We start from the raw sequence: 24,857 nt of genomic DNA, 5'->3' as shown, positions 1-24,857 counted from the left end.
GGTTTACTCCATCAGCCACGGCATCAGCGCCGGCAGGCCATGCACCAGCGCCATGCCGGCCAGGCCCTGCAGCGTCGTGTAGTGCCAGAGCAGGGCGACGTTGTCGAGCGTCGCGCGGCTGCGCTCGCCCAGGTGGCCGCGCCAGGCGCGCAGCACCAGGTAGGGGCCGGCGATGGCCAGCACCACCACGTGCAGGCCCTGGTAGCCGAGCAGCCCGCCGATCGCGGCGCTCCAGGCGTTGGCCGTCGGGTCGAGGCCGGCGAACTGGTGGCCGCGCAGGTCGAACAGGAAGGAGGCGGTGGTAGCGCCCAGCGCCAGCAGCACCAGCCAGGGCAGGCGGCGCTTGCCGAGCGCGCGCACGGCAAGCAGCATCAGCACCGAACTGGACGCCAAGAGGCCGGCGGAGACCAGCTGCGAGGACAGTTCCGGCAGGGCCGCGCCCGGCGGCGGGCAGACCTGCAGCCGCATCGACACGTGGATATAGGCGTAGCCGAAGGACGCGAAGATGCAGGCGTCGACGACCAGCATCACCATCGTTCCCCACCACGACTGCGAGGCCGTGGTCTTGGCGTTCACCGGCAGCACCAGGTCGTCGGCGACCCGCGCCTGCTCGATCGGCGGCTTGCGGTCCGATTCCCACAGCCAGGCGATGGTGCCGCCCACCGCCATCACGCCGAAGATGAAAGCCGGCAGGATCGCCTTCACCGTCAGCAGCAGGAAGAAGCCGGCGGTGCCGAGGGCGGCGATGACCGGCAGCCAGCTGTCGCCCGGCAGCACCATCAGGTAGCGCGGCTCGGCCTTGACCGGGCTGGTGGCGATGGTCTCGCGCAGGCCGGTGGCGGTGCCGGGCAGGTAGTGCTGGCCGCGCTCGACCTCGTCCGACAACGTCGGCTGGTCCCACAGCGGATTGGTCGAGTGGATGCGCGGGATGCTGCGGTTGCCGTAGGATTCCGACGGCAGCCATTCGAGGGTGGGGGCGTTCCACGGATTGCCGACTTCCTTTTCCGGCCGGCGCAGCGCGCGCACGGCGTCGACGATGAACAGCAGGACGCCGAAGGCGAAGATGAAGGCGCCGACCGTCGACAGCATGTTCAGGAAATCCCAGCCGAGATGCGCGTCATAGGTGTAGACCCGGCGCGGCATGCCGTACAGGCCGGTGATGTGCATCGGGAAGAAGGCCAGGTTGAAGCCGCCGAACATCGTCCAGAACACCCAGCGCCCCAGCTTCTCGGACAGGGGCTGGCCCTTGACCAGCGGGAGCCAGTAGTACATGGCGGCGAACACCGGGAACACCATGCCGCCGATCAGGACGTAGTGCAGGTGGGCCACGATGAAGTAGGTGTCGTGCACCTGCCAGTCGAACGGAATCACCGCGACCATCACCCCGGTCAGGCCGCCCAGCACGAAGATGAACATGAAGCCCATCAGGAACAGCGCCGGAGACGTCATGCGCACCCGTCCGTTCCAGAGCGTGGCGATCCAGGCGAACACCTGGATGCCGGTCGGGATCGCCACCGCCATGCTGGCGGCCGAGATGAAGCTCATCTCCAGCACGCCCAGGCCGGAGGTGAACATGTGGTGGGCCCACAGCCCGAAGCTGAAGAAGCCGACGCCCACCAGGGCCACGATGATGGCGCGCCGGCCCACCAGCGGGGTGCCGGCGATGGTCGGGATCATGGTCGAGACCATGCCGGCGGCCGGCAGGAAGATGATGTAGACCTCGGGGTGCCCGAAGAACCAGAACAGGTGCTGCCACAGGATCGGGTCGCCGCCGCGCTCGGCGATGAAGAAGGGCCAGTCGAAGGCACGCTCCAGTTCCAGCAGGGCGGTGCCGGCGATCACGGCCGGGAAGGCGAACACGATCATCACCGCCACCACCAGCATGGCCCAGGCGTACACCGGCATCCGGCGCAGCGTCATGCCGGGTGCGCGCGTGAACAGGATGCCGATGATCAGCTCGATCGCGCCGGCGATCGCCGAGATCTCGATGAAGCCGATCCCCAGCAGCCAGAAGTCGGCGTTCAGGCCCGGCGAATAGGTGTTGCCGGTGTAGGGCGGGTACATGAACCAGCCGCCGTCCGGCGCCAGCCCCACGAAGATGGTGCAGAAGAAGGCCAGGCCGCCGAAGGCATAGGCCCAGTAGGCATAGGCGGACAGGCGCGGAAAGGGCAGGTCGCGCGCGCCCAGCATGTTGGGCAGCAGGTAGACGGCCAAGGCCTCGACGATCGGGATCGCGAACAGGAACATCATCACCGTGCCGTGCATGGTGAAGACCTGGTTGTAGGTGCCGGGGCTGAGCAGGGTATTGTCGGGCACCGCCAGCTGGACCCGCATGACGAGCGCCAGGATGCCGGCCAGGATGAAGAACAGCAGGGCGGTGCCGATGTAGAGCAGGCCGATGCTGGTGTTGTTCACCGAGGTGAAGAAGCGCCAGCCGGTGGGCGTGCGCCAGACTTCCTTCAGGCGCTCGAACTCGCCCTCGGGCCGGGGAAGGGTATTGGGCAGGGGCGTGGACACGGCGTGCTCGTTCATTTCAGGTGCTCGAGGTAGGTGGCCAGCGCGCGCAGCGTGTCGCGGTCGAGGTCTTGCGAGCCGGGCATGAAGACGCCGGGCTTGGCGGCCTGCGGGTCGGCGATCCAGCCGCCAAGCGTGTCGCGGTGATTGCGCAGGGCGCCGGCGCCGATGTGCATGCGGCTGCCGACGTGGGTCAGGTCCGGGCCCAGGCGCGATCCTTCGGCCACGCCGCGGATCGTGTGGCAGGCCTGGCAGCGCTGCGCCATGAAGGCGGCGCGGCCCTGCTCGAGGATCGCGTTGTCGGCGGGCCGGGCCGGCTGCGCCTGGCGCGCCAGCCAGGCCTCGAATTCCTGCGGCGCCAGGGCCACCACGTGCAGCGCCATCTTCGCATGCTGGGCGCCGCAGTATTCGGCGCACTGGCCGCGGTAGATGCCCGGCTTGTCGGCGCGCAGCGTCAGGCCGGTGACGCGTCCCGGAACCATGTCGCGCTTGCCGGCCAGCGAAGGCACCCACAGGCTGTGGATCACGTCGGCCGAGTTCAGGCCCAGGTAGACCTTGCGGCCGACCGGGATGTGGATTTCGTTGGCGGTGGCGATCTCGCGTCCGCTCGCCGGGTCGTGGTAGCGCACTTCCCACCACCACATCTTGGCGGTGACCGAGATGGTGAGCGCGTCGCGCGAAGTCTGCGGCGCCAGCTGGGCGCTGCGCCAGGTGCTCCACCCCAGGAGCGCGGTGAGCACCACCACCGGGAAGGCGATGCCCCCACCCCCGATCCACAGCAGCGCGCGTGCCGGCCGGCGTTGGCGTTCCCCTTGGCGCCGCAGGCTAAGGAACAGCAGCGCCATCACGGCGACGAAGATCAGGGCGCCGGCGCCGAACATCACCCAGGCGAACTGGCTGATGATGGCCGCGTCCCAGCCGGCCGGGTGCAGGACGGAATGCAGGGTGCCGCTCATCGGCTCACCTCAGGGTGTACAGGAAGGCGGCCATGTGGCGCGCTTCCTGTTCCGTGAGCCCCATGGGCGGCATCTCGGTGCCGGGCTTGACGGCATGCGGCACGCGCAGCCATTGCACCATGTTGGCGGGCTGGTTGGGGATGCCGCCGGCGATGTAGCTCAGGCGGCCGATATACTCGAGCGAAGGGCCGGCGTCGTCCGACTTGCCGTCCGCGCCCTGCACGCCCGGGATCACGTGGCAGGCGCCGCACTGGTACTGGGTGACCAGCCGCAATCCCAGCCGCACGTCGCCGCCGGGAACGACCGAGCGTGCGTCGTCCTTGCACCCGGCGAGCAAGACGGCACAAGCCAGCATCCATGCAGCCTGTGTGGCGCTGCGGAGAGATTCGCGGTAAGGACGGGGGCGCACGTTTGAAACTCGACATTGTGAAGTGGCTCTTATAATACATAAATAACAATGCATTTTTTTTAACGAATCCAATCGGACGCAGCTTTGACATGCTCTCCAACCGCCAACGGCTGATCGTGAAGACCGCTGCATTGACGCTGCTCGCGGCCGCCGCCGCCGCGGGTGCGGCCGGCCTCGCGGTGCTATACGGCGGCTGGTACAACATCGGCGCCACCGCCCAGCATTTCCCCTTCGTGTACCGGGTGCTGGAGGAGGGCATGGCGAATTCGGTGCGCCACCATGCGCGCGACGTGCGGGTGCCGCGCCTCGGGGGCGAGCAGCAACTGCGCCTCGGCGCCGCGGTCTACCGCGACAAATGCCTGCAATGCCATGGCGGCCCGGGCGTGGCCCAGTCCACCATCGGCATGAGCATGCAGCCGATTCCGGGGCCGCTCATGGACGCCACCCAGCACTGGGAAGCGCGCGAGCTGTACTGGATCACGAAGCACGGCATCAAGATGAGCGGCATGCCGGCCTGGGAATACCACCTGGGCGAGAACGAGATCTGGGCGGTGGTGGCCTTCGTGACGGCCATGCCGGCGATGCGCGCGCAGGATTTCCGCGCCAGCATGGCGCAGCCCGGCGCACAGGCGCTGGCGCAGGGAGGCGCGAAATGAGCTTCCTGCGCATTGCGGCAGTGCTGGTGCTGGCGGGCCTGGCCGCCTGCTCGCCCAAGCGGCCGCCGGTCGGCGTGCAGGGCGACCCGGAGCGCGGCAAGATCGCCGTGACGCAGTACGCCTGCCAGGCCTGCCATATGATCCCCGGCGTGCCCGGCTCGAAGGTCTATGTCGGCCGGCCGCTCGAAGGCATGGCCGAGCGCAAGGTGCTGGCGGGATCGGTGCCGAACGACCAGGCCGGCCTGGTGCGCTGGATCCGCGATCCGCAATCGATCGACCCGAATACCGCCATGCCGAACATGGGCGTGAGCGAACGTGATGCGCTCGACATCAGCGCCTATCTGCTCAGCCAATAACCTGGCTGCCCGATCCTTGGTATCATCGCCCGCAGGCCCATGCTGGGCGTGTTCGGCGTTTGATATACAAGGAAGACAAGAATGAGATTGGTGCGCTATGGCCGCCCGGGCAAGGAAAAGCCGGGCCTGTTCGACGAAGAGGGCCGCTTGCGCGACCTGTCCGGGATCATCGACGACATCGACGCGTCGCAGCTCTCGGACAAGGCGCTGCGCAAGTTGGCGAAGATCGACTGGAAGACGCTGCCGCTGGTGCGCGGCAATCCGCGTCTGGGCGTGCCGGTCAAGGGCGTCGGCAAGTTCATCGGCATCGGCATGAACTATGCCGACCACGCCGCCGAGACGGGCGCCGAGGTGCCGAAGGAGCCGATCTTCTTCAACAAGGCGATCAGCAGCCTGTCCGGCCCGGACGACCCGGTCCAGCTGCCCAAGGGCTCGAAGAAGACCGACTGGGAAGTCGAACTGGGCGTGGTGATCGGCGCCCGCGCGCAGTACGTGAGCGAAGACGAGGCGCTCAAGTACGTGGCCGGCTACTGCGTGGTCAACGACGTGTCCGAGCGCGCCTACCAGTTCGAGATGGGCTCGCAGTGGGACAAGGGCAAGGGCTGCGACACCTTCGGTCCGGTCGGCCCCTTCCTGGTGACGCGCGACGAAATCTACGACGTGCAGGACCTGGACCTCTACCTGGAACTGAACGGCAAGCGCATGCAGACCGGGAATACGGCGAACATGATCTTCACGGTGGCGCAAATCGTCAGCTACGTGTCGCGCTTCATGACGCTGGAACCAGGCGACATCATCACCACCGGCACGCCGCCGGGTGTGGGCATGGGGCGTTCGCCGCAGCGTTTCCTGAAGAAGGGCGACAAGCTCCGTCTCGGCATCGCCGGCCTGGGAGAGCAGCAACAGGAAGTGGTGGCGTTTCCTAAGTAATTGAAGCCGGCGGTATGCCTGCAATTGGATCCCGGCCTTCGCCGGGATGACGGTTTTTTGGGCCTGTGGCTTTAACGGATTCGGATTCCAGCGAACTAGAACAACGTCGTCCCGGCGCAGGCCGGGACCCAAGTTCGTGCCGCAGCCACCAGCGCCAAAACGCTAGTCCGGCAAGCGCGCCTCGCAGCCTGCCGGCACCGCCGTCCTGGCCGTGTTCATCACCATGGCCAGGAAGGTGTAATACCCGTTGATCCCCATGAGATCGACCACGCCGTGCTCGCCGAACAGCGCGAGCGCGTCGGCATACACCCGGTCCGACACCGATTTCCCCTCGTGCAGCTCGACACAGAAGTCGTGCACCACCGCTTCGTCCACCAGCATGTCGCCTGGTCTGCGCCGCTCGGCGATCGCATGGATCACCGAGGCCGGGATGCCCACCTGGGCCGCGATCGGCGCGTGGATCGCCCATTCGACCTGCTGGTTCCACTGGCGCGCCGTGACCAGGATCGCCAGCTCCGACAGCCGCACCCCGATCGCGCTGCGGTAGCGCAGGTACTCGCCCATGCGCTGGGCGTATTCCATCAGCTCCGGACTGCGCAGCAGCGGCACGAAGGGGCCGTACACCGCCCCGCGCGGCCCGTCGACGATGGCCTGCGCCGCGGCGCGCTGGTCCGGGGTCATGTCCGCGAGCGCAATCGGTCCGAGTCGGTCGGTCATGGCGTGGAAGCTGGCGAGAAAAGCGTGTTGTAATTGGAAAATAATTGCACAGCGTCCGTCGAAAATCAAAAGAACCGGCGCCGGGCACGCTTATTGTCAAACTCTTGTTCTGACCAAGGAGCCGCAATGAGCCATATCCTCCACCGCAACCTGCGCCAGGTGCCGCCGACCGCGGTGTCCGCCGACGGTATCCGCATGCGCGACAAGGCCGGGCGCATCTACATCGACGCCAGCGGCGGGGCCGCCGTGTCCTCGCTGGGCCACGGCCACCCGGACGTGATCGCCGCCATGCACCGCCAGATCGACCGCTGCGCCTATGCCCACACCGCCTTCTTCACCACCGACGCGGCCGAGGAGCTGGCCGACCGCCTGATTGCCGGGGCGCCGCAGGACATCGGCGGCGTCTATCTGGTCTCGGGCGGCTCGGAAGCGATGGAGACGGCGCTCAAGCTGGCGCGCCAGTACTGGGTGGAGGCGGGCGAGCCGCAGCGCCACCTGTTCATGGCGCGGCGCCAGAGCTACCACGGCAACACCCTGGGCGCGCTGGCGGTGGGCGGCAACGAGTGGCGCCGCAAGGCCTTCGCGCCGCTGCTGATGGACACCGTACGGGTGAGCGCCTGCTACGAATACCGCGGCCGCGCCGCCCACCAGAGCGTGGACGACTACACCGCCGGCCTGCTCGACGAGCTGGAGACCAACATCCTCAAGGCCGGCCCCGAGAACATCATCGCTTTCGTCGCCGAGCCGGTGGTGGGCGCCACCGGCGGCGCGATCCCACCAACGCCGGGCTACTTCCGGGGCGTGCGCGACATCTGCGACCGCTACCGCATCCTGTTCATCGCCGACGAGGTGATGTGCGGGATGGGCCGCACCGGCACCATGTACGCGATCGAGCAGGACGGCGTGGCGCCGGACATTATCGCGATCGCCAAGGGACTGGGCGCGGGCTACCAGCCGATCGGCGCGGTGCTGGCGCACCAGACCATCATCGACTGCCTGCGCAGCGGCAGCGGCATGTTCCAGCACGGGCACACCTACATCGGGCATCCGGTGGCCGCGGCGGCGGCGCTGGAAGTTCAGAAGGTGATCGAGCGCGACGACCTCCTCGGGCGGGTGCGCAGCCGCGGGGCCACGCTGCGGCGCATGCTGGGCGACGTGTTCGGCACCCATGAGCACGTGGGCGACATCCGCGGGCGCGGCATGTTCCTGGCGCTGGAGTTCGTGCAGGACCGCGTCACCAAGGCACCCTTCGCGCCGGAGCGCAAGCTGCACGCGGCGATCAAGGCCAAGGCGATGGAGAACGGGCTGATGGTCTACCCGATGGGCGGGACGATCGACGGGCAGTACGGCGACCACGTGCTGCTGGCGCCGCCCTTCATTGCGACGGCGGCGGATCTGTCGGAGATCGTGTCGCGGCTGGCCGATGCGGTGGAGGCCGCGTTGAAGCAGTAGGGTGGACGGCTCCACCCTGCAATTTGAACGATCGAGAGCGTAGATGCCGTCCGCGCGTTCAACTAGTGCAAGATCAGTGGTATCGACTGTTCAAGCGTGATTTGAACGCGCGTTCGGCAAAGCGTGATCTGGTCCACTGGACCAGATCACCCCTACGCGATCACTTTTCGAATCCACTTCGAAATATCCTGCACCTCTTCCAGGCACAGCGAGTGCTGCATGGTGTACTCGTGCCACTCGACCTGGTAACCGAGCGACACCAGCACCTCCTTCGACTCGCGCGCACGCGCGAAGGGCACCACGTTGTCGTGGGTGCCGTGGGCCATGAAGATCGGCGTGGCCAGGCTTTCCTCGGTGCGTTCATTGATGACCACGTTGGCCAGCGGCAGGTAGCCCGACAGGCACAGCATGCCCGCCAGCTTCTCCGGATGGCGCATGCCGGTCTGCAGGGTCATCGCGCAGCCTTGCGAGAAGCCGGCCAGGATAATGCGCGAGGCCGGGATGCCGCGCGCCTTTTCGCGCGCGATCAGGGCTTCCACGTCGCGCTGCGAGGCGCGCAGGCCGCCTTCGTCCTCGCGGCGGGTCAGCTCGGCGCCGGTGATGTCGTACCAGGCGCGCATCACGTAGCCGCCGTTGATCGTCACCGGCATGGTCTTCGCATGCGGGAAAACGAAACGAATGCCCGGCAGGCCGGAAAGATCCAGCTCGTTCACGAGCGGCACGAAGTCGTTGCCGTCGGCGCCCAGGCCGTGCAGCCAGATGACCGCCACTTGCGGGTTGGGCGCGGTTTCGATCTCGATGTTTTGCAGCAGTTCCATGGGTTCCTTGGGAATGACAATGCGGTTCAGGCAGCAGGGGGACGCAGCGCCGACTTCGGGCGGAAGGTCTTGCTGATTGCCGGGTTGGTTTCGATGTAGGGTCCCTTGATGAGGTCGATGCAGTAGGGGACGGCGGCAAAGATCCCGCCGACGACCGTGTTGCCGGCATCGTCCTTCAGGCCTTCGAGCGTTTCCTTGATCGACTTGGGCTGGCCCGGCAGGTTCATGATCAGGGCCGCGTGATCGAGCGTCTCGCGGATCACCGCGGTCTGGCGCGACAGGATCGCGGTCGGCACGAAGCGCAGGCTGATCTGGCGCATCTGCTCGCCGAAGCCGGGCATCTCCTTGGTGGCCACGGCCAGCGTCGCCTCGGGCGTCACGTCGCGGCGCGCCGGGCCGGTGCCGCCGGTGGTGAGCACCAGGTGGCAGCGCGCGTTGTCGACCAGGTCGACCAGGGTGCGCTCGATCTCGGCGCGCTCGTCGGGGATCAGGCGGGTTTCGACGCGAAACGGCGTGGTGATCGCCTGCGCCAGCCACTCGTGCAAGGCCGGGATGCCCTTGTCCTCATAGACGCCGCCGCTGGCGCGGTCCGAGACCGACACCAGGCCGATCACCAGCGCCTGCTCACTCGTCGTCGGATTCGTCATCGCCGGCTTCTTCCTCGGTGTCCGCGGCCTGCTTCTGCTTCTTGCCCAGATCCTTCAGGATCTGGAAGATCTCGCGGTAGGCCTTGGGCGGCTTGTTCTCCGCCTGTTCCTTGCGCGCGTTGCGGATCAGGGTGCGCAGGTGCTGCGCGTCCAGTTCCGGGTTCTCTTCCAGCAGCTGGGTCAGGGCCTTGTCGTCGCCAAGGAGCTTTTCGCGGCGGCGCTCGAGGGCGTGCAGCGCGGCGGTCTCGGCCTTCGAGGCGCCTTTCCAGCCCTCGATGGTGCGCTTGATCACCTCGACTTCTTCCTCGTCCAGGGTGCGCATCTTCTTGCCCACGAATTGCAGGGCGCGGCGGCGGCCTTCGTGGTTGGTGATGGTCTGGCAGGTGAGGATGGCTTCCTTGACGTCTTCCGGCATCTCGACGCGCTTGACGCGGTCGCGCGGCGCCTCGACCAGCTGTTCGCCGAGCTTTTGCAGCTCGTTCGACTGGCGCTTGGCTTCGGACTTGGAGGGACGTTCGTATTCTTGCTCGAACTCGTTGGACTGGAAGCCCACGGAGCCGCGGTTTGGATTAGGCATGATCTATGGATTGACCCGGATCGATCCGATTGGCGTAGAGCCGGTCAGTGAAAATAGTAAACGGCTGCTATGATAACTGTTTTAGGGCGAGCTACGAAAACACGATATGAACGACTCCGCGATCACTTCTACGTTTACCCATACCCAGGACCAGCTGAAACAGCTCGCCCGCGACGTGCTGGCTTTCGCGAAAGAGCAGGGCGCCACCGATGCATCGGTCGAAATCAGCGAAGGCAGCGGCCTGTCGGTTTCCGTGCGTAAAGGCAAGATCGAGACCATCGAGCAGAACAAGGACAAGGGCATCGGCGTCACCGTCTACTACGGCCAGCGGCGCGGCAATGCCAACACCTCCGACTTCTCCACCAAGTCCCTGAAGGACACCGTGGAAGCGGCCTGGAACATCGCCCGCTTCACCGCCGAAGACGACTGCGCCGGCCTGCCCGACGCCGAGCTGCTGGAAACGAACCCGCGCGACCTGCGCCTGTTCTACCCCTGGCAGATCAGTACCGAGGAAGCGGTCGAACTCGCCCAGCGCTGCGAGAACGCGGCTTTCGAAGTCGACCCGCGCATCAGCAACAGCGAAGGCGCCAGCGTCTACGTGCAGCAGTCGCATTTCGTCGGCGCCAATTCGCGCGGCTTCATCGGCGGCTATCCGTTCTCGCGCCACACGATTTCGGTCGCGCCCATCGCCGGCAAGGGCAACAAGATGCAGCGCGACGACTGGTATACCTCGGCGCGCGACCCCATGAAGCTGGCCAGGCCGGAAGCGGTGGGCCGCTACGCCGCCGAGCGCGCGCTGGCACGCCTGAACGCGCGCAAGCTGGACACCCGCACCTGCCCGGTGCTGTTCGAGGCGCCGCTGGCCGCCGGCCTGCTCGGCGCCTTCGTGCAGGCCGTCTCGGGCGGCGCGCTGTACCGCAAGTCGAGCTTCCTGCTCGATTCGCTGGGCAAGCAGGTCTTTCCCGAACACATCAGCATCGTCGAAGACCCGCACCTGATCGGCGCGGTCGGCTCCGCGCCCTTCGACGAGGAAGGCGTGCGCACCACCCGCCGCAAGGTGGTGGAGAATGGGGTATTGCAGGGCTACTTCCTGTCCTCGTACTCGGCGCGCAAGCTGGGCATGCAGACCACGGGCAATGCCGGCGGCTCGCACAACCTCGACATCGTCTCGACGGGAACCCGCCGCGCCGACGACTTCGAAGGCATGCTGCGCAAGATGGGCACGGGCCTCCTGGTCACGGAACTGATGGGCCAGGGCGTCAACTACGTCACCGGCGACTATTCGCGCGGCGCGTCCGGCTATTGGGTCGAGAACGGCGTGATCCAGTATCCGGTGGAAGAGATCACCATCGCGGGCAATATGCGCGAGATGTTCCAGCAAATCGTGGCGATCGGCAACGATGTGCTGGCACGCGGCAACAAATCGACTGGTTCGATCCTGATCGAGAAGATGGTTGTTGCCGGCAGTTGATATAACCGGAGAAGAATATGAGCAAGTTCGTTCGCATCGACAAGGAAAACAGCCAGAAGAGCGTCCTGCTCAACCTCGACCTCGTGGCCACCGTCGAGCTGTCGCAGCCGTCCGACCTGCTCAGTTCGGGCAACGAGGCGCGCAAGGCCTACGTGAGCTTCCTGGCGCCCGACAAGACCACCATCGCCACCCTGCATTTCGACGCGCTCGAGGACGCCAATGCCTGGGTCCACAAGCACCTGGGCGTGGAACTCTAAGAAAAGCGGAGGCGCCATGGCCAAGGTCGACCTGTCGCAAGCCTTCGATTTCCGCAGCGCCCAGGCCTGGACCTGGATGCTGCGGGAAACCAACTCCAACCGCATCTCGATCGCGGACACTACCAACCGCCAGACCTTCCTCGGCGATTTTCCGCTGGCCTCGGACAGCAGCCTGAGCGGCAGAATCGCCAGCACCTCCTTTTCCATCAAGGATGCGCTGGTCTACACCATCAGCGGACTCGACCATGCCGCCATCCTGCTGGCGCCCTACGTCGAGCGCAAGGGCGACCTGCGCGGCCTGTACGAGCCTTTCCTGGCCGGCGACGATACAATCGAGGGCAGCGCTGGCGCCGACGGCCTGATGGGCTTCGGCGGCAACGACCGCATCCGCGGCGGCGGCGGGGACGACTGGATCTCGGGCGGCGCCGGCTTCGATTTCGCCCTGTACGCGGGTAGCCGCGCCGCCTACGCCGTCACCCGCACGACCAGCGGCTTCACGGTGGCCGACAGCACCGGCGCGGAAGGCACGGACAGCCTGGAGGGCATCGAGCGCCTGGTCTTTGCCGACACCAACGTGGCGCTCGACGTCGGCGCCGGCGAAACGGGCGGCCGCGCCTACCGCCTGTACGAGGCCGCCTTCAACCGCACGCCGGATGCGGCGGGCGTCGGCTTCTGGATCGGCAAGCTCGATGCGGGCGTGTCGGTGGCGGCGGTGGCGCAGGGCTTCATCGACTCGCAGGAATACCGCGACGCATATGGTTCCGCTGCGGGTTCAGCCCTATCGCACCGCGAGCTGGTCACGCGCTACTACACCAACATCCTCGACCGCGCGCCGGAGCAGGCGGGCCTGGACTTCTGGGTGCAGAAACTCGACAGCGGCGTGGCGCGCGCCGACGTGCTGGCCGGGATCAGCGAGAGTCCGGAAAACATCAACGGCTCGGCGGCGATCATCGCCAACGGCTTTGCCTACACCCCCTATGGCTGAGAGCAAGACCACGGCCAATGACGCCAGCGTGCGCGCCTACCTCGATGCGATTCCCGACGCCGCGCGCCGCCAGGACTGCGAAGCGATCGTGGCGATGATGAGCAGGGTGACGGGAGCGCCTCCCGTCATGTGGGGCGGCAGCATCGTCGGATTCGACAGCTACCACTACAAGTACGCCAGCGGCCGCGAAGGCGACGCCCCGCTCGCCGGCTTCTCGTCGCGCACGGGCGACATCAGCATCTACCTGTCCTGCGAGCTGCCGCCGACGGACGCGCTGCGCGAGCGCCTGGGCCGGCACAAGATGGGCAAGGCCTGCCTCTACGTGCGCCGGCTGGAGGACGTCGACGCGCGCGTGCTGGAGCAGTTGGTGGCCGAGGCCGTCGCCGCGACCCGGGCGCGCTACGGCTGATAAAAAGCCCACCGGACCGCATGGTCGGGTGGGCTTTGCCGAGGCTGGCGACGCTCAGCCGGCCTGCTCGATGCGGCTCAGGCGCTGCCCGTAGATGCCCCAGGTAACCGGCTCGCCATCGACCACGGCCTTGAGCGCCCAGCCGGTGCCGATCTTCTCGACCGTCACCTCGACTTCGAGCTCCTTCGCCACTTTCTCGGCCCAGGTCTGGGCCGCGCCGCGGCCCTTGAACAGCTCCTGGCCTTCGAACACGACGGTGGCGTCGAACACGGGGGCGGAGAAGATGCTCATTGCTTACTCCTGGCTGGCACGCAGCGCGCGCACCGCGTTCAGCACCGGCTGCAGCACCGCCGCGCCCAGGCGCGCGCTGCGGGCGCCGTCCCAGCCCACCTGCGGGTCCGGATCGTTGGCGTTGTCCTTGAACGGCAGTTCCAGGGTCAGGGACAGGCAGCCGAAGGCGTGGGTGATGTGCGAGGAGCCCATGGTGAGCGTTTCGTCGGTGAACGGGGTCTTGCCGTAGCCGTGCACGTCCTGGAAGTCCGGGCTGGCGATCTTGAAGTCCTCGATGAAGCGCTGCTGCTGCGCGGCCTGGGCCTCGGTCCAGGTCGGGAGCGATTCGCTGCCGGCCACGAACACGTAGGGCAGGCCCTCGTCGCCGTGCACGTCCAGGCACAGGTCGACGCCGGTCTCGTGCATCTTCTTGAGCACCAGGAAGACTTCCGGGCTGCGCTCCATCGACGGGTTCATCCACTCGCGATTCAGGTTGGCGCCGGCCGCGTTGGTGCGCAGGTTGCCGCGCACCGAGCCGTCCGGGTTCATGTTCGGCACCACGTAGAACACCGATTCCTTCAGCAGCTGGCGCCCGAACGGGTGGGCCGGGTCGAGCAGGGCGTCGAGCATGCCTTCGACGAACCACTCGGCCATGGTTTCGCCCGGGTGCTGGCGTGCGATCACCCAGACCTTTTTCTTTTCAGGCGAGGGTTCGCCGATCACCAGCATGTTCAGGTCGCGGCCGTCGATGGTGGAGCCGAGGTCCAGCATGCGCACGTGCTCGGACATCTGGGCGCGGTCGAGCAGCTCCAGGTGGCGCTCCCACGAATAAGGCTCGAAGTAGGCGTAGTAGACGCTGTCCATGCCCGGGGTGTGCTCGATGCTCAGCACCTTGCCGTCGTAGGAAGTCGGCACGCGGAACCAGTTGACGCGGTCGTAGCTCGCCATCGCCTGGTAGCCTTCCCAGCCGGCCGGATAGGCGGCCTGGCCCGCATTCAGCAGGCGGATGGTGCAGGCCTGGCCTTGCGCGCCTTGCAGGCGGAAGTAGAACCATTGCACGATGTCGGCGTGCGAATCCTTGCGGATGTTCAGGTCGATGGCGCTGGCGCTTGTGGCGTTGACGACTTCGATGGCGCCAGCGTCGAACTGGCTGCTGATCTTGATAGACATGGTGTGTCCTGGATTATCGGTGTTGGGTAAAACGCTAATAATACTGCACGAATCAGGCGAGACCGCCGAATCGGTCATGGAAGTCCTGGTCCGCTTCCGGCGTGGATGCGTCTTCCTTGCGCAGCATCGTCATGATGTGTTCCTCGGCCCGCGCATAGATATGGCGGTAGATGCGCTTGGCCAGTTCATAGGCGTCGCTGCCCGGCCACGGGGCGGGCAACAGGCCGAGCGGCAGCATCGGGTCGTGCAGCTGCACGCGGCGGTAGGCGTGGATCAGCAGCGTACGAATGGCGAACGCGTCCTGCGGGGCGATGTCCGCGTCCAAGTCCGCTAGCTGTGCGAAGCCGTCGATGAAACCGCGGTAGCCGGCCACCACGCCCGACAGGTCCCAGGCGTCGCCCACCAGTTCGGGCAGCGGACGCGCGCCGACGCCGGGCAGTTCGGCCGCATCGCACACGAACACCTTGCCGTCCGCGCCGGCGCGCGCCAGGATCTCGCGCAGGGTGTCGCGATCCGGCGCCGGGTGGGTCATCACGCCGCTGGCCAGCATCGCGAAGCCTTCCCAGGCCAGCTCCTTGCGCAGCAGCGCGCGCAGGTCGCCGTCGATGCTGCCGTTGGAGGCCAGCACGAAGGTCCAGCGGCCATCCCAGTCCAGTCCCGGCGGCGAATAGATGCGGCGGTTGGCGCGCTCGAAGCGCGGCAGGGCCTTCGGTTCGAGCGCATAGCGGCTGCGCCGGCCCTCGCGGCTGGCGGTCAGCCAGCCCTCCTGCACCAGGCGGAACACGCTGGTGCGCACCAGCCGCTCCGACACGCCCAGCGGGCCCAGGAGTTCGATCATGCTGCCCAGCCAGAAGGCACCGCCGTGCGGAGCGATGGCGTCGCCGCACAGGGTCATTACCAGCGATTTATGGCGCGGCGGGTCGTTCGTCAGGAAACGGTCTATCCACTCCCCGCTGGTGAGTTGTGTCATTGATAATGCCTCAATATGATTCAAAATTTTGGTGTACATCCGATTTTTTGTATCGTATTATGGATTGAAGAAGTTCGCAACGGAGACCAGCATGTACGCACAAATGGTGGAGACCGGACTCAAGAAAGTCCGAACCGAGGAAGACATGAGCGCTGAGGAAGCGGCGTTCCAGGCGCGCATCGACGCCGGCATCAAGATCGAGCCGAAGGACTGGATGCCCGAGGCGTATCGTAAAACCCTGATCCGCCAGATCTCGCAGCACGCGCACAGCGAGATCGTCGGCCAGCTGCCGGAAGGCAACTGGGTCACGCGCGCGCCGACCCTGCAGCGCAAGTCGGTGCTGTTGGCCAAGATCCAAGACGAGGCCGGCCACGGCCTGTACCTGTACAGCGCCGCCGAGACGCTGGGCGTGTCGCGCGACGAGCTGCTGCAGGCACTGCACTCGGGCAAGGCAAAATACTCGAGCATCTTCAACTACCCGACCTTGACGTGGGCCGACATGGGCGCCATCGGCTGGCTGGTGGACGGCTCGGCCATCATCAACCAGATTCCGCTGTGCCGCTGCTCGTACGGCCCGTACGCGCGCGCCATGATCCGCGTCTGCAAGGAAGAGTCCTTCCACGCGCGCCAGGGCTACGACATCATGATGGCCCTGTGCAAGGGCACGCCCGAGCAGAGGGCGATGGCCCAGGATGCGCTGAACCGCTGGTGGTGGCCGTCCTTGATGATGTTCGGTCCGTCGGACGCCGAGTCGGTGAACAGCGCGCAGTCGAGCGCCTGGCGCATCAAGCTGTTCTCCAACGACGAACTGCGCCAGCGCATGGTCGACCAGACCGTGCCGCAGGCCGAGTACCTGGGCTTGAGCATTCCCGACCCCGACCTGAAATGGAACGAGGAACGCGGCCACTACGACTTCGGCGAGATCGACTGGAGCGAGTTCCACAACGTCCTGAAGGGCAACGGCCCCTGCAACCGCGAGCGCCTGCGAACCCGCGTGAAAGCGTATGAAGACGGCGAATGGTTCCGCGACGCGCTGGTCGCCCACGCCGAGAAAAAAGCCGCGCGCAAAGCAGCCGCATAATCGCCTTTCGTAGGGTGGGCGGGTCTCCCGCCCACGCGTTCAACCAGCTTACGCATGGCCGCACAAGAATTACGGAGATACAAGATGAGCAAAGAATGGCCCCTGTGGGAAGTCTTCATCCGCAGCCAGCACGGCCTGGCCCACAAGCACGTCGGCAGCCTGCACGCGCCTGACGCCGAGATGGCGATCAACAACGCGCGCGACGTCTACACCCGCCGCAACGAAGGCGTGTCCATCTGGGTCGCGCGCGCCCAGGACATCGTGGCCAGCAGCCCGAACGACAAGGAAGCCCTGTTCGAACCGGCCAACAGCAAGGTCTACCGCCACCCGACCTTCTTCCCGATGCCGGAAGAAGTCAAGAACCTGTGAGTACCGCCGTGGACGCAAAGATCGAGTATCTGCTTCGTCAAGGCGACAACGCCCTGATCCTGTCGCAGCAGCTGTGCCAGCTGTGCGGCAAGGGCCCGGCGCTGGAAGAAGACATGGCGCTGTCGAACGTCGCGCTCGACCTGCTGGGCCAGACCCGCATGTGGCTGAGCTATGCCGGCGAGCTGGAAGGCAAGGGCCGCGACGAAGACCGCCTGGCCTTCCTGCGCGACGCCCACGACTACCGCAACTGCCTGCTGGTCGAGCAGCCGAACGGCAGCTACGCCGAGGTCATGATGCGCCAGTTCCTGTTCGATACCTGGCACTACTTCCTGATGGACGGCCTGACCAGGTCAAACGATGCGCGCATCGCCGAGATCGCGCAGAAGTCGATCAAGGAAGTCACCTACCACCTGCGCCGTTCGGGCGACCTGGTAGTGCGCCTCGGCGACGGCACCGATGTCAGCCACGCCAAGATGCAGGCGGCGCTGGACGAGCTGTGGATGTACAGCGGCGAGATGTTCCTCTACGACGCCGTCGACGATGCGATGGTGGCGCAGGGCGTGGCTCCGGCGGTTGAACCGCTGCGCAAGAGCTGCCTCGACCACATGGCGGAAGTCTTCGCGGAAGCGACGCTCGCCATGCCATCGCCGCAAGCCTGGATGCAGCGCGGCGGCAAGCAGGGCCGGCACAGCGAGCGCCTGGGCTACATCCTGGCCGAGATGCAGTTCCTGCAGCGCGCCTATCCGGGAGCGCAGTGGTAATGAGCGCGGTGGGCGTCAGCCTGGAGCAGGTGTGGAGCTGGCTCGGCGAGGTCGCCGATCCGGAGATCCCGGTCATCTCGGTGGTGGACCTCGGCATCGTGCGCGACGTCGCTTTCGATGGCGACACCTGCGTGGTGACGATCACGCCGACCTACTCGGGATGCCCGGCGATGGGGGTGATTGCGGACGCGGTGAAGGAAGCGCTGCAGGCGCACGGTCTGGAGGATGTGCGCATCGTCAGCCGCCTGGCGCCCGCCTGGACCACCGACTGGATGAGCGAAGCCGGCAAGGCCGCCCTGAAGGGCTACGGCATCGCGCCGCCAGTACAGCAGGCGATCGACATCAGCGGCCTGCACGCCGGCATCCGCCGTCGCGCCGCGCCCGAGGTGGCATGCCCGCACTGCGGCTCGCCGCATACCCAGCTGACCAGCGAGTTCGGCTCGACGCCCTGCAAGGCGCTGTACAAGTGCCTCGATTGCCGCGAGCCTTTCGACTATTTCAAGTGTCACTAAGATGAGCAAATTCTATCCATTGACCGTGGCGAAGGTGAAGCAGGAGACCCGCGACGCCATCGCCGTCACCTTCGACGTCCCCGCGGAACTGAAAGCCCAATTCGCCTACCAGCAGGGCCAGCACCTGACCCTGCGCGCGATGATCGACGGCGAGGACGTGCGCCGCTCCTACTCGATCTGCTCGGCGGTGCAGGACGAGAGCTTACGCGTGGCGATCAAGCGGGTGGCCGGCGGCCAGTTCTCGAGCTGGGCCAACGAACACCTGAAACCGGGCGCCACCCTGGAGGTGATGCCGCCGATGGGCCACTTCAACGTACCGCTCGACCCAGGCAGTGCACGCCACTACCTGGCCTTCGCCGCCGGCAGCGGCATCACGCCGATCCTGTCGATCGTGAAGACGACCCTGCAGGCCGAGCCGAAGAGCCGCTTCACCATCGTCTACGGCAACCGCGCCTCGTCGAGCGTGATCTTCCGCGATGAGCTGACCGACCTCAAGGACACCTACATGGACCGGCTCAAGCTGGTGTATGTGATGAGCCGCGAGCAGCAGGACATCGAACTCTTCAACGGCCGCATCACCGAAGAAAAGTGCGGCCTGTTCCTGCGCCACTGGATCGATATCAAGGACATCGACGTCGCCTTCATCTGCGGGCCGGAAGACATGATGCACGGCGTGTCGCGTTCGCTGCAGGCGGCCGGGCTGGCAAAGGAAAAGATCCGCATCGAGCTGTTCGCCGCCAGCATCCCGAAGCACGAGCACAAGCCGCGCAAAATCGAAGCAGGGCAGCAGCACCACACCGAAGTCACCGTCATCATGGACGGCAACGCGGCCAGCTTCACGATGGACAAGGACAAGGAGTCCTTGCTGGACGCCGGCCTGCGCGCGGGCATCGACATGCGCTATTCGTGCAAGGGCGGCGTGTGCTCGACCTGCCGCTGCAAGGTGCTCGACGGGCAGGTGGAGATGGACGTGAACTACGCGCTCGAAGACTACGAAGTGGCGCGCGGCTTCGTGCTCAGCTGCCAGAGCTTCCCGATCACCGACAAGGTCGTGGTCGACTTCGACATCGCCGAGTAAGCGCAGCCGCAAGGCAAATTTGTACCACCAGCCCAAAGACCGTCGTTCCGGCGAAGGCCGGAACCCAATTTGACGTTCGTAGCGAATTACCGAACTTGGATACCCGCCTTCGCGGGAATGACGGAGCATAGGCAACAATAAAAATTGGAGACAAGCATGACCTACGAATCCATCCAGTTCAAGATCGAGAACGGCATCGCCCTCCTGACCCTGAACCGCCCCGACCGCCTGAACAGCTTCACGCAGGCCATGCACCTCGAAGTGCGCGACGCCCTGGATACACTCCAGGCCGACAAATCCGTGCGCGTGCTGGTCCTCACCGGCGCCGGCCGCGGCTTCTGCGCCGGCCAGGACCTGCAGGACCGCGCCGTGGCGCCGGGCGCCCCCGGCGTCGACCTCGGCGAATCGGTCGAGAAGTTCTACGCTCCCCTGGTGCTGACCCTGAAGTCGCTGCCGATGCCGGTCATCTGCGCCGTCAACGGCGTGGCCGCCGGCGCCGGCGCCAACCTGGCGCTGGCCTGCGACATCGTGCTGGCCGCCAAATCGGCCAGCTTCATCGAAGCCTTCTGCAAGCTGGGCCTGATCCCCGACACCGGCGGCACCTGGCACCTGCCGCGCCTGATCGGCCCGGCGCGCGCCGCGGGCCTGGCCATGCTGGGCGAGAAACTCAGCGCCGAGAAAGCCGAGCAGTGGGGCCTGATCTGGGCCTGCGTGCCGGACGAAGCCCTGATGGACCAGGCCATGGCCATGGCCGAGCACTTCGCCGCCGCGCCCACCAAGGGTCTGGCCTTCACCAAGAAAGCCCTGCAGGCCAGCTGGTCGAACACCCTGCCGGAACAGCTCAAGCTGGAAGGCGAGATGATGCGCGAACTCGGCTACAGCCATGACTACCGCGAAGGCGTCGCCGCCTTCATCGCCAAGCGCCCGGCGCACTTCAAGGGAGAGTAAGACCATGCAAGCACTCCCGAAAGACGCCATCGTCGCCGTCATCGGCAGCGGCGCCATGGGCAGCGGCATCGCCCAGGTGGCGGCCAGCGCCGGCCACCAGGTCCTGCTGTACGACACCCGCCCGGACGCCGCCGACAAGGCCATCGCGGACATCGGCAAGACCTACGCCAGGCTGGTCGAGAAGGGCCGCATGGAAGCGGGCCAGGCCGACCAGGCCCGCGCGCGCCTGACGCGCATCGGCAGCCTGCAGGAGGCGGGCGGGGCGGCCCTGGTGGTCGAAGCCATCGTCGAGAACCTGGACGCCAAGCGCGCCCTGTTCTCCGAGCTGGAAGGCATCGTGGCGGATAGCTGCATCCTGGCCACCAACACCTCGTCGATCTCCGTCACCGCCATCGCGGCAAAGCTGCGCCGCCCGGAACGCGTGGTCGGCATGCACTTCTTCAATCCGGTGCCCCTGATGGCGCTGGTCGAAGTCATCAGCGGCGTCGCCACCGACAAGGCGGCAGCAGACACCACCTACGCCACCGCCGAAGCCTGGGGCAAGAATCCGGTGCACGCCAAGTCGACGCCGGGCTTCATCGTCAACCGTGTCGCCCGTCCCTACTACGCCGAAGCGCTGCGCCTGCTGCTCGAGCAGGCCGCCGAGCCGGCCACCATCGACGCCGTGCTGCGCGACTGCGGCGGTTTTCGCATGGGCCCCTTCGAGCTGATGGACCTGATCGGCCACGACGTCAACTTCTCGGTCACGAATTCCGTTTATAACGCCTACTTCGGCGACCCGCGCTTCACGCCCTCGATCCTGCAGCAGGAACTGGTCAATGCCGGCTTCCTGGGCCGCAAGACCGGGCGCGGCTTCTACCGCTACGGCGAGGGCGTCGAGAAGCCTGCGGTGCAGCTGGAGGCGCCGCAGGCGAAGCCGGAATCGGTGTCGATCGTCGGCAATGAATCCGACGCGATCGCGGCGCTGGCGGCGCGCCTCGCCGCTGCCGGCTACGCGCTGCCGCGCGAGGAAACCCTGGACGCGTCCCCCGGCTTCGTCTGCAACGGCGCGGCGGTCTATCTCACCGACGGCCGCAGCGCCACCGAGCGTGCCGCCGAGAGCTGGCATGACGACACCGTCGTCTACGACCTGCTGCTGGACGCGGCCGGCGCCACCCGCATCGCGCTGGCTAAAGCCGACCAGTGCGGCACTGAAGCCTACAACGCCGTCGTCGGCATGTTCCAGGCCGCCGGCTTTGCCGTCACGCGCCTGGACGACGTGCCCGGGATGGCCGTGATGCGCACCGTCGCCATGCTGGCCAACGAGGCCGCCGATGCCGTCAACCAGGGCGTGTGCAGTGCGCAGGCCGTCGACATCGCGATGCAAAAAGGCGTCAACTATCCGCGCGGTCCGCTGGCGTGGGCCGACAGCGTCGGGCTGGAGCACGTCGTGGCAGTGCTGACCAACCTCGCCGCAAGCTATGGCGAAGACCGCTACCGCGTTTCGCCGCTGCTGCGCCGGAAGATCGCCGCCAATCCGCACGGAGCGAAGTTCCATGCATAGCGATCGGAACGTGGAGCCACAAGCCCTGGCCGAACTGGCCGGCAAGACCATGTACGAGCGCGACCCGGCCAGCCAGGCCCTGGGCATGCTGCTCGACGAGATCCGCCCCGGCTACGCGCGCATGTCGATGCGCGTGCGCGCCGACATGCTCAACGGGCACGCCACCTGCCACGGCGGCTACATCTTCATGCTGGCCGACAGCGCCTTCGCCTTTGCCTGCAACTCGCACAACTTCAATACCGTGGGCGCCGGCTGCAGCATCGATTACCTGGCGCCGGGCTTTGAGGGCGACCTGCTGGTGGCCGAGGCGGTCGAGCAGGCCCTGCAGGGCAAGACCGGCGTGTACGACATCAAGGTCACCAACCAGGACGGGCGCACCGTGGCGCTGTTTCGCGGCAAGTCGCACCGCGTCAGCGGCATGGTGGCAGAGGTTTGAGGTTTTTCGCAAGACGACGAGGAGGTCGAGATGGTCCAACGTAACCCGGTTGCAGAAGAACTGGAACCGATCGAGCGCGCCAGCCGCGACGAACTGCAGGCCCTGCAGCTGGAGCGCCTGAAGTGGTCGCTGCACCACGCCTACGAGAACGTGCCGCACTACCGCGCCGCGTTCGACGCGGCCGGCGTGCACCCCAGCGACCTGAAGTCCCTGGGCGACCTCGCCAAGTTCCCGTTCACCGACAAGAAGACCCTGCGCGACAACTACCCCTTCGGCCTGTTCGCCGTGCCGCGCGAACAGGTGGTGCGCATCCACGCCTCGAGCGGCATTACCGGCAAGGCGACCGTGGTCGGCTACACCCGGCGCGACATCGACACCTGGGCCGGCGTGGTGGCGCGCTCGATCCGCGCGGCCGGCGGCCGTGCCGGCGACATGGTCCACATCTCCTACGGCTACGGCCTGTTCACCGGCGGCCTGGGCGCCCACTACGGCGCCGAGAAGCTCGGCTGCACGGTGATCCCGATGTCCGGCGGGCAGACCGAAAAGCAGGTGCAGCTGATCCAGGACTTCAAGCCTTCGATCATCATGGTCACGCCTTCCTACATGCTGAACATCGTCGAGGAATTCACGCGCCAGGGGATCGATCCGGCCACGTCCTCCCTGAAGGTCGGCATCTTCGGCGCCGAGCCCTGGACCGACGCCATGCGCCGCGAAATCGAGGCCCGCGCCGGCATCGACGCGGTCGACATCTACGGCCTGTCGGAAGTGATGGGCCCGGGCGTGGCCAGCGAATGCATCGAGAGCAAGGACGGTCCTGTCATCTGGGAAGACCATTTCTACCCCGAGATCATCGACCCGGACACCGGCGAAGTGCTGCCCGACGGCGCGGAGGGCGAACTGGTGTTCACCTCGCTCTCCAAGGAAGCGCTGCCGATCATCCGCTACCGCACGCGCGACCTGACGCGCCTGTTGCCGCCGACCTCGCGCGCGATGCGCCGCATGGGCCGCATCACCGGCCGCTCGGACGACATGCTGATCATCCGGGGCGTGAACGTGTTCCCGAGCCAGATCGAAGAAATCATCCTGAAGATGCCGGCGCTGGCGCCGCAATACCAGCTGGTGGTGGCGCGCGACGGCCACCTCGACACGCTGGAAGTGCTGGGCGAGCTGCGCGACGCGTCGCTCTCTTCGAGCGACGTCGAGCTGCTCAGCCGGGAACTCCAGCACTGCATCAAGACCCATGTGGGCGTGAGCACGCGCGTCACCCTGAACCCGCCCGGCGGGATCGAGCGTACGCTGACCGGCAAGGCCAGGCGCGTGGTCGACAAGCGTCCAAAAAACTAGAACCCGAGGAGACACCATGACTGACGCATTCATCTGCGACGCCATCCGCACCCCCTTCGGCCGCTACGGCGGCTCGCTGTCGAGCGTGCGCGCCGACGACCTGGGCGCGCTGCCCATCGCCGCGCTCATCGCCCGCAACAAGGACGTGGACTGGGGCGCGGTGGACGACCTGTTCTACGGCTGCGCCAACCAGGCCGGCGAGGACAACCGCAACGTCGGCCGCATGGCCGCGCTGCTGGCCGGACTGCCCTCAGCGGTACCGGCCAATACCATCAACCGCCTGTGCGGCTCCGGCATGGACGCGGTCGGCACCGCCGCGCGTGCGATCCGCGCCGGCGAGGCGAGCCTGATCATCGCCGGCGGCGTCGAGAGCATGACCCGCGCGCCCTTCGTCATGGCCAAGGCCGACAGCGCCTTCTCGCGCGCGGCAAAAATCGAGGACACCACCCTCGGCTGGCGCTTCGTCAATCCGCTCATGAAGGCGAACTACGGCATCGACTCGATGCCGGAAACGGCGGAGAACGTGGCGGTGGAATTCAACATCAACCGCCAGGACCAGGATGCGTTCGCGCTGCGCAGCCAGCAGCGCTGGGCGCGTGCCCATGCCGAGGGTTTCTTCAGGGACGAGATCGTCCCTGTGACGATCCATGGCAAGAAAGGCGAGTCGCGCGTGTTCGACACCGACGAGCAGCCGCGCGAGACCAGCATGGAAGCGCTGGCCAAGCTGAAGGGCGTGGTGAAGCCCGACGGGACGGTCAGCGCCGGCAATGCCTCGAGCCTGAACGACGGCGCCTGCGCGCTGCTGCTGGCCTCGGAAACGACCGCGGTGCGCAACGGCCTGGTGCCGCGCGCGCGCGTGGTGGGCATGGCCACCGCCGGCCTGGCGCCGCGCATCATGGGCTTCGGTCCGTCGCCGGCCGTGAAGAAACTGCTGGCGCAGACCGGCCTGCGCCTCGACCAGATGGACGTGATCGAGTTGAACGAAGCCTTCGCCGCGCAGGGCCTGGCCGTGATGCGCGACCTCGGCCTGCCCGACGACGCGGCCCACGTGAACCCGAACGGCGGCGCGATCGCCCTCGGCCATCCGCTGGGCGCCTCCGGCGCGCGCCTGGTGACCACCGCGGTCAACCAGCTGCACCGCACCAAGGGCCGCTATGCGCTGTGCACCATGTGCATCGGCGTGGGCCAGGGCATCGCCCTGATCGTCGAGCGGGTGTAGGC

Annotated in this window: 28 protein-coding genes; 18 read left to right on the top strand and 10 right to left on the bottom strand. The window is 66.7% G+C overall.

Annotated features, from left to right (window positions below; genetic code table 11):
* Positions 1-3: 3 nt before the first annotated feature.
* The 3 genes from ctaD to ACK4S9_RS02985 are packed head-to-tail and all read right to left on the bottom strand — an operon-like array spanning position 4 to position 3,825.
* Complete coding sequence (ctaD, locus tag ACK4S9_RS02995) at positions 4-2,532, bottom strand: cytochrome c oxidase subunit I (protein WP_409721226.1); 2,529 nt, start codon at positions 2,530-2,532, stop codon at positions 4-6.
* On the bottom strand, positions 2,529-3,470 hold the full coding sequence (gene coxB, locus ACK4S9_RS02990) for a cytochrome c oxidase subunit II (protein WP_409721223.1): 942 nt from the start codon (positions 3,468-3,470) through the stop codon (positions 2,529-2,531). The genes ctaD and coxB overlap by 4 nt, the downstream gene beginning before the upstream one ends.
* Positions 3,471-3,474: 4 nt before the next feature.
* Positions 3,475-3,825, bottom strand: coding sequence for a c-type cytochrome (locus tag ACK4S9_RS02985; protein ID WP_409721220.1), 351 nt, complete (start codon positions 3,823-3,825; stop codon positions 3,475-3,477).
* A gap of 143 nt (positions 3,826-3,968) precedes the next feature.
* On the opposite strand from ACK4S9_RS02985, the gene ACK4S9_RS02980 reads away from it, so the two are divergent.
* From ACK4S9_RS02980 to ACK4S9_RS02970, 3 genes are all read left to right on the top strand, one after another.
* The gene (locus ACK4S9_RS02980) at positions 3,969-4,535 is read left to right on the top strand and encodes a c-type cytochrome (RefSeq protein WP_409721217.1); all 567 of its coding nucleotides are present in this window, start codon (positions 3,969-3,971) and stop codon (positions 4,533-4,535) included.
* Complete coding sequence (locus ACK4S9_RS02975; RefSeq protein ID WP_409721215.1) at positions 4,532-4,891, top strand: c-type cytochrome; 360 nt, start codon at positions 4,532-4,534, stop codon at positions 4,889-4,891. The genes ACK4S9_RS02980 and ACK4S9_RS02975 overlap by 4 nt, the downstream gene beginning before the upstream one ends.
* 81 nt (positions 4,892-4,972) lie before the next feature.
* Complete coding sequence (locus tag ACK4S9_RS02970; RefSeq protein WP_409721213.1) at positions 4,973-5,821, top strand: fumarylacetoacetate hydrolase family protein; 849 nt, start codon at positions 4,973-4,975, stop codon at positions 5,819-5,821.
* 162 nt (positions 5,822-5,983) lie between these two features.
* On the opposite strand, the gene ACK4S9_RS02965 is transcribed toward ACK4S9_RS02970, so the two are convergent.
* Positions 5,984-6,538 (bottom strand): carboxymuconolactone decarboxylase family protein, encoded by a 555-nt coding sequence (locus ACK4S9_RS02965; RefSeq protein WP_409721212.1) that lies wholly within the window; start codon positions 6,536-6,538, stop codon positions 5,984-5,986.
* Between the two features lie 126 nt (positions 6,539-6,664).
* On the opposite strand from ACK4S9_RS02965, the gene ACK4S9_RS02960 reads away from it, so the two are divergent.
* Positions 6,665-7,990, top strand: coding sequence for an aspartate aminotransferase family protein (locus ACK4S9_RS02960; protein ID WP_409721210.1), 1,326 nt, complete (start codon positions 6,665-6,667; stop codon positions 7,988-7,990).
* Between the two features lie 152 nt (positions 7,991-8,142).
* On the opposite strand, the gene ACK4S9_RS02955 is transcribed toward ACK4S9_RS02960, so the two are convergent.
* From ACK4S9_RS02955 to yjgA, 3 genes are read right to left on the bottom strand one after another with little or no spacing between them, the layout of a single operon-like run.
* Complete coding sequence (locus ACK4S9_RS02955) at positions 8,143-8,808, bottom strand: alpha/beta hydrolase (RefSeq protein WP_409721208.1); 666 nt, start codon at positions 8,806-8,808, stop codon at positions 8,143-8,145.
* Positions 8,809-8,834: 26 nt separating this feature from the next.
* Positions 8,835-9,455 carry a molybdopterin adenylyltransferase gene (gene mog, locus ACK4S9_RS02950; RefSeq protein ID WP_409721206.1) on the bottom strand — a complete coding sequence of 207 codons (621 nt, stop codon included), beginning with the start codon at positions 9,453-9,455 and terminating at the stop codon, positions 8,835-8,837.
* Positions 9,433-10,032 carry a ribosome biogenesis factor YjgA gene (gene yjgA, locus ACK4S9_RS02945; protein ID WP_409721204.1) on the bottom strand — a complete coding sequence of 200 codons (600 nt, stop codon included), beginning with the start codon at positions 10,030-10,032 and terminating at the stop codon, positions 9,433-9,435. The genes mog and yjgA overlap by 23 nt, the downstream gene beginning before the upstream one ends.
* 106 nt (positions 10,033-10,138) lie before the next feature.
* On the opposite strand from yjgA, the gene pmbA reads away from it, so the two are divergent.
* Genes pmbA through ACK4S9_RS02925 form a run of 4 tightly spaced genes read left to right on the top strand, consistent with a single transcriptional unit; the run spans position 10,139 to position 13,154 of the window.
* Entirely contained in the window at positions 10,139-11,503 is a 1,365-nt protein-coding gene (pmbA, locus tag ACK4S9_RS02940; RefSeq protein WP_409721201.1) for a metalloprotease PmbA, read from the top strand.
* A 17-nt stretch (positions 11,504-11,520) separates the two neighbouring features.
* Positions 11,521-11,760, top strand: a complete 240-nt coding sequence (locus tag ACK4S9_RS02935; RefSeq protein ID WP_409721199.1) for a hypothetical protein — start codon at positions 11,521-11,523, stop codon at positions 11,758-11,760.
* A 16-nt stretch (positions 11,761-11,776) separates the two neighbouring features.
* A complete protein-coding gene (locus ACK4S9_RS02930; RefSeq protein ID WP_409721197.1) occupies positions 11,777-12,745 on the top strand; it encodes a DUF4214 domain-containing protein in 969 nt (322 codons plus the stop codon).
* Positions 12,738-13,154, top strand: coding sequence for a DUF1801 domain-containing protein (locus ACK4S9_RS02925; protein ID WP_409721195.1), 417 nt, complete (start codon positions 12,738-12,740; stop codon positions 13,152-13,154). Before ACK4S9_RS02930 ends, ACK4S9_RS02925 begins: the two co-directional genes overlap by 8 nt.
* 54 nt (positions 13,155-13,208) lie before the next feature.
* Here the strand turns inward: ACK4S9_RS02925 and ACK4S9_RS02920 are convergent, their stop codons facing one another.
* Genes ACK4S9_RS02920 through paaX form a run of 3 tightly spaced genes read right to left on the bottom strand, consistent with a single transcriptional unit; the run spans position 13,209 to position 15,564 of the window.
* On the bottom strand, positions 13,209-13,445 hold the full coding sequence (locus ACK4S9_RS02920) for a hypothetical protein (RefSeq protein WP_409721193.1): 237 nt from the start codon (positions 13,443-13,445) through the stop codon (positions 13,209-13,211).
* A gap of 3 nt (positions 13,446-13,448) precedes the next feature.
* On the bottom strand, positions 13,449-14,594 hold the full coding sequence (locus ACK4S9_RS02915) for a M14-type cytosolic carboxypeptidase (protein ID WP_409721191.1): 1,146 nt from the start codon (positions 14,592-14,594) through the stop codon (positions 13,449-13,451).
* A 52-nt stretch (positions 14,595-14,646) separates the two neighbouring features.
* A complete protein-coding gene (gene paaX, locus ACK4S9_RS02910; protein WP_409721188.1) occupies positions 14,647-15,564 on the bottom strand; it encodes a phenylacetic acid degradation operon negative regulatory protein PaaX in 918 nt (305 codons plus the stop codon).
* 91 nt (positions 15,565-15,655) lie between these two features.
* Between paaX and paaA the strand changes: the two genes are divergently transcribed.
* The 10 genes from paaA (at position 15,656) to pcaF (ending at position 24,855) form a co-directional block, all read left to right on the top strand.
* On the top strand, positions 15,656-16,645 hold the full coding sequence (gene paaA / locus ACK4S9_RS02905) for a 1,2-phenylacetyl-CoA epoxidase subunit PaaA (protein WP_409721185.1): 990 nt from the start codon (positions 15,656-15,658) through the stop codon (positions 16,643-16,645).
* An 84-nt stretch (positions 16,646-16,729) separates the two neighbouring features.
* Entirely contained in the window at positions 16,730-17,014 is a 285-nt protein-coding gene (paaB, locus tag ACK4S9_RS02900) for a 1,2-phenylacetyl-CoA epoxidase subunit PaaB (RefSeq protein ID WP_409721183.1), read from the top strand.
* Positions 17,015-17,022: 8 nt separating this feature from the next.
* Entirely contained in the window at positions 17,023-17,775 is a 753-nt protein-coding gene (paaC, locus tag ACK4S9_RS02895; protein WP_409721179.1) for a 1,2-phenylacetyl-CoA epoxidase subunit PaaC, read from the top strand.
* The gene (gene paaD, locus ACK4S9_RS02890) at positions 17,775-18,287 is read left to right on the top strand and encodes a 1,2-phenylacetyl-CoA epoxidase subunit PaaD (protein WP_409721176.1); all 513 of its coding nucleotides are present in this window, start codon (positions 17,775-17,777) and stop codon (positions 18,285-18,287) included. Before paaC ends, paaD begins: the two co-directional genes overlap by 1 nt.
* A 1-nt stretch (position 18,288) precedes the next feature.
* Positions 18,289-19,365, top strand: coding sequence for a 1,2-phenylacetyl-CoA epoxidase subunit PaaE (gene paaE, locus ACK4S9_RS02885; RefSeq protein ID WP_409721173.1), 1,077 nt, complete (start codon positions 18,289-18,291; stop codon positions 19,363-19,365).
* A gap of 156 nt (positions 19,366-19,521) precedes the next feature.
* A complete protein-coding gene (gene paaG, locus ACK4S9_RS02880; RefSeq protein ID WP_409721170.1) occupies positions 19,522-20,313 on the top strand; it encodes a 2-(1,2-epoxy-1,2-dihydrophenyl)acetyl-CoA isomerase PaaG in 792 nt (263 codons plus the stop codon).
* A 4-nt stretch (positions 20,314-20,317) separates the two neighbouring features.
* Positions 20,318-21,856 carry a 3-hydroxyacyl-CoA dehydrogenase PaaH gene (gene paaH, locus ACK4S9_RS02875; RefSeq protein WP_409721168.1) on the top strand — a complete coding sequence of 513 codons (1,539 nt, stop codon included), beginning with the start codon at positions 20,318-20,320 and terminating at the stop codon, positions 21,854-21,856.
* A complete protein-coding gene (gene paaI, locus ACK4S9_RS02870; protein WP_409721165.1) occupies positions 21,849-22,292 on the top strand; it encodes a hydroxyphenylacetyl-CoA thioesterase PaaI in 444 nt (147 codons plus the stop codon). Before paaH ends, paaI begins: the two co-directional genes overlap by 8 nt.
* Positions 22,293-22,322: 30 nt before the next feature.
* Positions 22,323-23,636: a phenylacetate--CoA ligase PaaK gene (gene paaK, locus ACK4S9_RS02865; protein WP_409721163.1), complete on the top strand. Its 1,314-nt coding sequence runs from the start codon at positions 22,323-22,325 to the stop codon at positions 23,634-23,636.
* A 16-nt stretch (positions 23,637-23,652) separates the two neighbouring features.
* Positions 23,653-24,855: a 3-oxoadipyl-CoA thiolase gene (gene pcaF / locus ACK4S9_RS02860; RefSeq protein ID WP_409721161.1), complete on the top strand. Its 1,203-nt coding sequence runs from the start codon at positions 23,653-23,655 to the stop codon at positions 24,853-24,855.
* The last annotated feature ends 2 nt before the right edge of the window (positions 24,856-24,857 follow it).

It is taken from the genome of Massilia sp., from assembly GCF_046293535.1.
GTDB lineage: Bacteria > Pseudomonadota > Gammaproteobacteria > Burkholderiales > Burkholderiaceae_D > Telluria.
This window is presented reverse-complemented; position numbering and strand designations above follow the sequence as displayed.